Here is a 7,699-nt window from a genome sequence, read left to right on the forward strand (position 1 = left end):
CACCACAGTGCGGCTCGGCTCGAAGTTCGCCCCAATCGTGTGCCGGGTCACTGGTTCTCCTGCGCGAACTTCGCGACGGCGGCTTGGTAGTCGTCTTCCGAACCCGAGAGGTAGGTGTCGACGAACGTCTGCCAGGTCTCCGGGTCCTTGGCTGCCTCGGCGTAGTGACGCTGGAACTTCTCGTCGCGGCCATAGCTTTCGCCGGCGAGAGTGAAGTGGGCGCCGCCCGGAGCCTCCACAACGCCGTCCACCATCATGCGGTTGAGCAGCAGCGACTGCGTGGGAACCGCTTTGACCAGTTCCTCGGTCTCGACAACACGCTCCACCGACACATAGCGGCGTTCGGCAGCGAGGCAGTACAGGTCGTCGAAGTACGGGTCGACGCCCTGGTAGGCGGCATTGCCGTGTTTGTCGCCGATGTTCAGATGCACCAGCGCCGCATCGAGTTTCAGCGCGGGCATGGCGATGAGGGTTTCGGTGCGGCCGTCGGCATCGGGGTAGGGGGAGGTGACGGTGCGCAGTTCGTCGTCCCAGAAGTTCGGCACATCCGAACCGAGCCCGGCGCGGATCGGCAGGAACGGCAGTCGCGCGGCCGCTGCTTCGAGCCCGCACTTGAGCATGCCCTCATCCATTTCGCGGGCGATGAGCTGTCCGGAGGTGCGCGCCTTGGCGAACCACGGGTCGTAGAACGGCGCCGAGTCCAGCGACACGAATCCGTAATAGGCTTTGCGCACCTTCCCGGCCGAGCACAGCAGGCCCAGGTCGGGTCCACCGTAGGTGACCACGGTCAGGTCGGTGATATCCGAACGCAGCAGTGCCCGCACCAGCGCCATCGGTTTGCGCCGCGAGCCCCAGCCGCCGAGGCCGATCGTCATTCCGCTGCGCAGTTCGCCGATCACTGCGTCCAGTGACATCCGCTTGTCCCGCATGGTTTTCTCCACCATCACTTGTCTTCCTTGCGTGCGGCCAGATCGTCGTCGAACCGTTCCCGGATCTCGTCCGACACCCCGGCCAGGTTCAGTTCGAATGTGAAGCCCTGCTCGTAGCGGTAGCTGCGGTGCACATCCTGGACGTCGATACCGTTGAGTGCGCGTTTGGCGGCCCGGATCACCCGGCCGTCCTTGGCAGCGATGTCCTTGGCCACGTCGAGGGTGGCGGCGTCGAGTTCGGCGCGGGGCACCACTTTGAACACCGAGCCGTAATGCTGCAGCTGCTGCGCGGTGACGGTGCCCGCCGTGTAGAAGAGCGCCCGCATCAGATGCTGCGGCACCAGCCGCGCCAGATGGGTGGCTGCGCCGAGCGCGCCGCGGTCGACTTCGGGTAGTCCGAAGGTGGCGTCATCGGCGGCGATGATGATGTCGGCGTTGCCGACCAGACCGATCCCGCCGCCCAGGCAGAAACCCTGGACTGCGGCGATCACCGGGACGGGGCAGTCGTATACCGCGCCGAACGCTTCGAAGCAGCCGTGGTTGGCGTCGATCAGCGCCTGATGACCTGGTTTGCGCTGGATTTCCTTGATATCCACGCCCGCGTTGAAACCGCGGTTCTCCGCCCGCAACACCACTACGCGGGTCTCGGGGTCGCGCCCCGCCTCGCGAATGGTGTCGGCGAGGGCGAACCAGCCGTCCGAAGGTATGGCGTTGACCGGCGGATAGTCGACCGTGACCACGGTGATGCCGGTCGACTCCGAATGGCGATTGATCCCCATCGCATGTCCCATCTCGAGCGTCTTGGCGAAGCAAGCAATTGCTTGGTAGGTTAGCACGGTGGCTCTCGAAATCGATCTGTCCGGGCGCGTCGTTCTGGTAACCGGCGGTGTCCGCGGAGTGGGCGCCGGGGTGAGCCGGGTGCTGCTCTCCGCCGGGGCGACGGTGGTGGCCTGTGCACGCCGCCCCGCCGATACCGCGGTGGAATATCAGGGGCGGGCCGTCGAATTCCTGCCGTGCGATGTGCGCGATGCCGATGCCGTGCAGACGATGATCGACACCATCGTCGAACGACACGGCCGGCTGGATCATCTGGTCAACAACGCCGGTGGGGCCCCGTTCGCACTCGCCGCCGAGGCCAGTAAGAACTTTCATGCCAAAATCGTCGAGCTGAACCTGCTCGCCCCGCTGCTCGTCGCGCAGCGCGCCAACGTGGTGATGCAGACCCAGCCCGACGGCGGGTCCATCGTCAATATCTCCAGCGTCAGCGGCCACCGGCCCTCACCCGGCACCGCCGCCTATGGTGCGGCCAAAGCGGGCGTGGACAGCCTCACCTCCTCGCTCGCGGTGGAATGGGCGCCGAAGGTCCGGGTGAACTCCCTGGTTGCCGGGGCGGTCGAAACGGAACTGAGCGAACTGCACTACGGCGACGCCGATGGTGTCGCCGCTGTCGGCCGCACCATTCCGCTCGGCCGCCTGGCCCGGCCCGAGGATATCGGCCGCAGCGTCGCCTTCCTGCTCTCCCCGCTCGCGTCCTATGTGAGCGGCGCGACCTTGCAGCTCCACGGCGGCGGCGAACGACCCGCCTTCCTGGACGCGGGCAACGCGGAAAACGCCGGACAAGTCTGACACCAGCTAATCACCTGTCCCCACCAGCAACGATAGGAACGACATGGGAACCGAGGGCATCTGCGCCGGGCGCACAGTCATCATCACCGGCGCCGGCCGTGGTATCGGCCGCGCGCACGCGCTGGCCTTCGCCGCCGAGGGCGCGAATGTGGTCGTCAACGATATCGGCACCGCGCTCGACGGCGCCGCGACCAGCGAGACCCCCGCCGAACAGGTCGTTGCCGAAATCAAGGCCAACGGCGGTCAGGCCGTCGCCAACAGCGACGACGTCGCCGATTGGGAGGGCGCGCGCAACCTCATCCGCACCGCCATCGACACCTTCGGCGGGCTGGACGTCCTCGTCAACAACGCTGGTTTCGTACGCGACCGGATGCTGGTCAACCTCAGCGAAGGCGAATGGGACGCCGTTATCCGCGTCCACCTCAAAGGCCATTTCGCCACCATGCGCCATGCCGCCGAATACTGGCGCGCCGAATCGAAAGCCGGGCGCAAGGTGGACGCTCGCGTCATCAACACCAGTTCCGGAGCGGGATTACAGGGCAGCGTAGGCCAAAGCAACTACGGTGCGGCGAAGGCCGGTATCGCCGGGCTGACCCTGACCGCGTCTGCTGAATTCTCCCGATACGGCGTGACCGTGAACGCGATCGCCCCTTCGGCCCGCACCCGGATGACCGAAACCGTTTTCGCCGACATGATGGCCAAACCCGAAGATGGATTCGACGCAATGGCCCCGGAGAACATTTCCCCGCTGGTTGTCTGGCTCGGTAGCCCCGAATCCGCCGGAGTCACCGGCCGGGTGTTCGAGGTCGAGGGCGGCAAGGTCGCGCTCGCCGAAGGCTGGCGGCACGGCGAACCCGCGGACCGGGGCGCGAAATGGGAACCGAGCGAACTCGGGCCCGTGGTTGCCGACCTGATCGCCAAGGGTTTGCCGCCGGAGCCCGTATACGGGGCCTGAGGGCTGGCTTCCAGCGTCTTTCTGCGAGAAACGGGGGCTCGGCCTACTATGTAGGCCGGTCCGCGAAAGGTATTGGGCCGATATACCGGTCGTGTTCAGCAGGGCACGGCCGTCGGCGTCTCTTCGCCGGGTGGAGTATGCGCAATATCTGATGAAGGGTTGGCTTGTGCATGGCCTTTGGTCGCGCCTCGCATGTGATGGTGGTAGCTGGAGCTGTTGCCGGTCTCTCGCTACTGGCTCCCCTCGCTGCGGAAGCCCAACCAACGCCTTACGGTGACCCGGCTGGTCCCGGCGCCTCGTTCGGCTGGCAGAGTGAGCGAGAACAGAACTCACCGTTCACCCCTCCCTCGCCTGGAGTAACCCACGGCGGCCGTGCGCCTTTCGATCTGCCATCCCTGCCGGGGCATAGCACGTCATTCGGCGAGCAGGACTTCGGTGCCCCGTTCGATGGGCAGGGTGTGGGTGAACCGGGCTCGCCGTTCGGGCTCCCGGGGATGCGTACGCCGTTCGGGCAACCGGCCGATGGATGGGATTCACCTCTCAGCGGGCAGGGGGAGGGGTTGCGTCTGAACGAAGAGGGAGGGCAGGAATCGCCGTACGGCAGCGGGCCGAAGAACCGTAATTCGCATGGGGATTCGGCGCACGTCCCTGGTTGGTCACCGCATGGGAACGGGCCGGGAAATCCATTCGGTAATGGCGTGAACCCGCCGTTCGGGAACGGACCCGGATGGCACGGTACGCCGCGTCAGCCGCAGCAGAACAATCCCATGCTGCCGCCATATACGGGGTCTCCCGCATGGGTGCCGCCGTTCGGCCTGGTGCCGCCGCTCGTCCTGCCACCCGCGCCCGCACCCGCGGCGCCCGCCCCGCCAGGACCAGAAGCACCCGCTTCCCCTGCTCCCGGCACGCCTGCGCCAGACGCACCCGGCACGCAGGCACCAGCTCCGAACGTTTCGCCACCACCCGCGCAGGTGCCCGCAGCCCCGGATCCGGCAGTGCCCGCTCCGGGTGCTCCTGCTCCAGATGCTCCTGCCCCGAGCGCCCCTGTTCCGGGTGCTCCTGCTCCAGGTGATCCAGCTCTGGCTGCTCCCGAATCCCCTGCTTCAGCAGCGGAGCCGGACCACGATATCCGCCCCACCAGTGCCGAGGACGGTCTGCCCGATGTGAAAGTACTGTCGGTGATCGGCGGTCTGGTCGCGTTGGCGCTTGCCGGAGCTGCTTCCGCCGCAGTGAGTTTCCAGAGCGCAGCGCAGGAGCAGGCCCGTATCGATGCTGCACGGGCTGAATTCTTCGGAACAGGTGCGTGATCGAGTGACAGAGAGTAAAACGCAGAGCACGCGTTCCTATCGCCGGGTCGCAGCCGCTGTCGATGCGGTCTGCGCGGTCGCCGCCGATGCCGACGCCACCACCCTCGATGAGGTGGTGCATGCGATTGCCGCCGAACGCGGCCGTCCCATCGAGATCGCGGACGCTGAACTGGGTCCGGGTGTGTGCGGGCAGCGCCGGTTTTATCCGGACAAGGATGTCATCGTGTTGGCGAGCGCGCTGCCCAACCGCGAGCACACTTTGGCGCACGAACTCGGTCATATTGTTTTCGACCACGAAGGCGCACCCGCGCCGGAGGTGACGCTGGAAGCCAGCGACGATCTGATCGCCTACATGCTGAGCCAGCGCGCGCATCAGCGCATCGTCGACGACGGCGAGGACGAGCAAGCCGAATGGGAGGCCGAAACGTTCGCCGCCATGCTGATGACGCGGTTACGTGTTTTCAACAGCCGGGGCGCGGGCGTCTCGGTCCTTCGATTCGATGAGGCTCTCGGATGACCTTTTGGTTGACCGCACTGCTGATCTGGGTTGCGGCGGGTGCACGGGTGGGACGGGTATTGGTCAAACCGGCTACTACTGCGCGTGCCGCGATCGTCGTCGCCGTCGCGGCGGTGGCGCTCGCTGTCACTGTGGCGATCCCCGAGGTCGGGTTGGCCGTCGACCACCTCTTACCGGCCGGGCTGCCGACCGGTCTACTCTCCGACGGCATTGTGGTGTCGGCGTGGGTACTGTTCGCGTCCGCGACATCGGTGGTCGCGTCGGCGGCGTGGCCGGTGGTGTCGCGGCGGAATCTGCGTCAGATCGCGAGCGGCATCTATGTGCTGGGAGCTGCCGAAATCGTGCTCACGCTTATGGTTTCGCACGTGGTCGGGTGGGTGGTGACCGCGGTGGGCGGGGTTTTCATTGTTGTCACCGGGCTGCGCACGCTGGGCTGGACCGCGCTCGGACGCGGTATCGCGATCTACACCGCGGGCACTGCGCTGGTGGTGGCGCTCGCGGTGGGGCAGATGCAACGGGAAGTGGTCGAGGCGCCCCGCGCTGATCCGGGGCAGCCGGGGTGGGCGTGGCCGCTGTGGCAGATAGCCGGTCTGTTGATTGCGTTCGGCGCGGTGTGGATTGTCGTCGAACTCTGGGTGCGGGCACGGCTGCTGTTGCGGCGGGTGCGGCGGCTGCATCGTGTTCTGGTGAAACGTTTTCCGGAAGTGGTGGTTCATGAGCAGACCGGAACCCCCACGCAGCTCAAGGCTTCCGACCAGGTCGCGCAGATTATGGACGCGCTGTACCTGCAATCCGGTGGCGGGGCGGAGTTCGCCGCGGCAGGGGACCCACCTGCGTCGGTGACCGAACGTGCCGATCGGGTCGCGAAATGGGCGGGTAACCCGCTCGGCGACGTGGTGGTCGATGCGCGCTGGATCGCACCGCCGGACGGGGTGACACCCCGAGGCTGGGTGCGGGCCATTGCGGAAGCGTTCGAAGCCGAGCCGGAAGTACCCACCTCGAGATGAGACATAACTGAAGGTCCGCTGTGCAGCCTTCATCGGCGCTTGGGCTTGTTTTGCTCGCCCTATTACGTCACAGTGATTTCGGTTGAGGCGGCGTTTCGCTGTGCTGAAAGCGCTCTCGTCGTAGCCGCTGTGTCGTTACCGGTCTGTGCCCGAATATTCTGTGACACGTCACCATGGCGCATTACATGTCTGCGGCGCGGTGCGTCCGTTCGGACGCCTGCGCCGCAGACATGTAAGAAACTATTCGGTTCCGTCCGGAGGAATTTCAGGCAGGCCTTCGCTTGCCCGCAGCTTCTCCGCCATGGAGGTGAGGAGATTCTGCGATTCTTCGGACAGGTCGAATGCCCGGCTGGACAGTCGCCGCAGCCCGTAGCCCTGCAGCTGCGACAGCAGCTCCAGATCGTGATCGATCTTCGCGGCGTAGATGTCGTTGAAGAAGTAGTCGGGCTTCACTTTGAAGAACTTCGCCAGCGCAGCGACCGTCTCGTCGGACGGATTCGTGCGCTGACCCGACCGCAACTGCGACAGATACGGTTTGGAGATCGGATGCCCGGATGCGGTGAGCGCGGCGGCGACCTCCGCATTGGTATGCGGCTTACGCCCCGGGGGATGCACGGTTTCGAACAGCTTGTTCAGCCGCGCCGCGAAATCAGCCATTGTGAGCCGCCCAATTCCCTTCGCTGTACTAACAGTCGTTATCTCGGATAGGTATCATTGATATTAGCGGCTAAGTAACTGAAAACCTACGCCTGATTCCGGATTTCCTTGAAGCTTCCAGGTACACATCCGGAGAACTGGCTCGGAGCGTGGCGTTTGCGGGTTGCCCGAATGCTTCTTGCGAAATCCGGGTACCCGCAGGTAACGGCCCGTCGCGGGGCTCTTCTCGGACGGGCCATGGGTAGCTTAAGGATAGCTGACAGCTCATCTAGCGGCTTGTGTCGCGGATTGTGTGGTGTACGACACGTTTCACCATGGCTGGGATGAGCCTTCAACTTGCGCGGTGAGAATTGGGAGAACTCCTAGAGACGTTCGATGATCGTCCCCGTCGCGAGCGCGCCACCGGCGCACATGAGCACCATTGCGGTACTGCGATCCGAGCGCTCTAGTTCGTGCAGCGCGGTGGTGATGAGACGAGATCCCGTGGAGCCCACCGGATGTCCGATCGCAATCGCACCGCCGTTGACATTCACCCGGTCCATGTCGGGCCCGTGGACGCGCGCCCAGGACAGTGCAACGGAAGCGAATGCCTCGTTGATTTCGAACAGATCGATATCGCCGATGCTCATTCCGGATCGCTCCAGCAGCCGGGTGCATGCTTGAACCGGGCCGTCGAGATGGAATTCCGGCTCCGCACCCAC

8 protein-coding genes and 1 pseudogene are annotated in these 7,699 nt (G+C 65.4%); 5 read left to right on the plus strand and 4 right to left on the minus strand.

Annotation, left to right across the window (positions count from 1 at the left end; genetic code table 11):
• Positions 1–47: 47 nt before the first annotated feature.
• Complete coding sequence (gene ipdA / locus B0T44_RS20265) at positions 48–944, minus strand: cholesterol ring-cleaving hydrolase subunit IpdA (RefSeq protein WP_077115614.1); 897 nt, start codon at positions 942–944, stop codon at positions 48–50.
• A complete protein-coding gene (locus B0T44_RS20270; RefSeq protein WP_077115716.1) occupies positions 944–1,708 on the minus strand; it encodes an enoyl-CoA hydratase family protein in 765 nt (254 codons plus the stop codon). The genes ipdA and B0T44_RS20270 overlap by 1 nt, the downstream gene beginning before the upstream one ends.
• Before the next feature lie 58 nt (positions 1,709–1,766).
• Here B0T44_RS20270 and B0T44_RS20275 point away from each other — a divergent pair, with 58 nt between their 5' ends.
• From B0T44_RS20275 to B0T44_RS20290, 5 genes are all read left to right on the plus strand, one after another.
• On the plus strand, positions 1,767–2,555 hold the full coding sequence (locus B0T44_RS20275; RefSeq protein ID WP_077115615.1) for an SDR family oxidoreductase: 789 nt from the start codon (positions 1,767–1,769) through the stop codon (positions 2,553–2,555).
• Positions 2,556–2,598: 43 nt separating this feature from the next.
• Positions 2,599–3,510 carry an SDR family oxidoreductase gene (locus tag B0T44_RS20280; protein WP_077115616.1) on the plus strand — a complete coding sequence of 304 codons (912 nt, stop codon included), beginning with the start codon at positions 2,599–2,601 and terminating at the stop codon, positions 3,508–3,510.
• A gap of 1,163 nt (positions 3,511–4,673) precedes the next feature.
• The gene (locus tag B0T44_RS27280; protein WP_175647965.1) at positions 4,674–4,817 is read left to right on the plus strand and encodes a hypothetical protein; all 144 of its coding nucleotides are present in this window, start codon (positions 4,674–4,676) and stop codon (positions 4,815–4,817) included.
• A 4-nt stretch (positions 4,818–4,821) separates the two neighbouring features.
• Entirely contained in the window at positions 4,822–5,334 is a 513-nt protein-coding gene (locus B0T44_RS20285; RefSeq protein ID WP_077115717.1) for an ImmA/IrrE family metallo-endopeptidase, read from the plus strand.
• Positions 5,331–6,341 carry a hypothetical protein gene (locus tag B0T44_RS20290; protein ID WP_077115617.1) on the plus strand — a complete coding sequence of 337 codons (1,011 nt, stop codon included), beginning with the start codon at positions 5,331–5,333 and terminating at the stop codon, positions 6,339–6,341. The genes B0T44_RS20285 and B0T44_RS20290 overlap by 4 nt, the downstream gene beginning before the upstream one ends.
• A 240-nt stretch (positions 6,342–6,581) precedes the next feature.
• Here the strand turns inward: B0T44_RS20290 and B0T44_RS20295 are convergent, their stop codons facing one another.
• Together B0T44_RS20295 and B0T44_RS20300 are read right to left on the minus strand one after the other, a co-directional pair.
• The gene (locus B0T44_RS20295; RefSeq protein ID WP_011207048.1) at positions 6,582–6,998 is read right to left on the minus strand and encodes a helix-turn-helix domain-containing protein; all 417 of its coding nucleotides are present in this window, start codon (positions 6,996–6,998) and stop codon (positions 6,582–6,584) included.
• A 362-nt stretch (positions 6,999–7,360) separates the two neighbouring features.
• Positions 7,361–7,699, minus strand: a pseudogene (locus tag B0T44_RS20300) (steroid 3-ketoacyl-CoA thiolase); the annotation flags it as partial.

Origin of the sequence: Nocardia donostiensis (genome assembly GCF_002081715.1) — a bacterium.
Taxonomy (GTDB): Bacteria; Actinomycetota; Actinomycetes; order Mycobacteriales; family Mycobacteriaceae; genus Nocardia; species Nocardia donostiensis.

What these genes read in the sequence shown, in the direction of transcription:
- ipdA (WP_077115614.1), bottom strand. Translation starts at nt 944, where the DNA reads ATGGTGGAGAAAACCATGCGGGACAAGCGGATGTCACTGGACGCAGTG.
- B0T44_RS20295 (WP_011207048.1), bottom strand. Translation starts at nt 6,998, where the DNA reads ATGGCTGATTTCGCGGCGCGGCTGAACAAGCTGTTCGAAACCGTGCAT.
- B0T44_RS20290 (WP_077115617.1), top strand. Translation starts at nt 5,331, where the DNA reads ATGACCTTTTGGTTGACCGCACTGCTGATCTGGGTTGCGGCGGGTGCA.
- B0T44_RS20270 (WP_077115716.1), bottom strand. Translation starts at nt 1,708, where the DNA reads ATGGGGATCAATCGCCATTCGGAGTCGACCGGCATCACCGTGGTCACG.
- B0T44_RS20280 (WP_077115616.1), top strand. Translation starts at nt 2,599, where the DNA reads ATGGGAACCGAGGGCATCTGCGCCGGGCGCACAGTCATCATCACCGGC.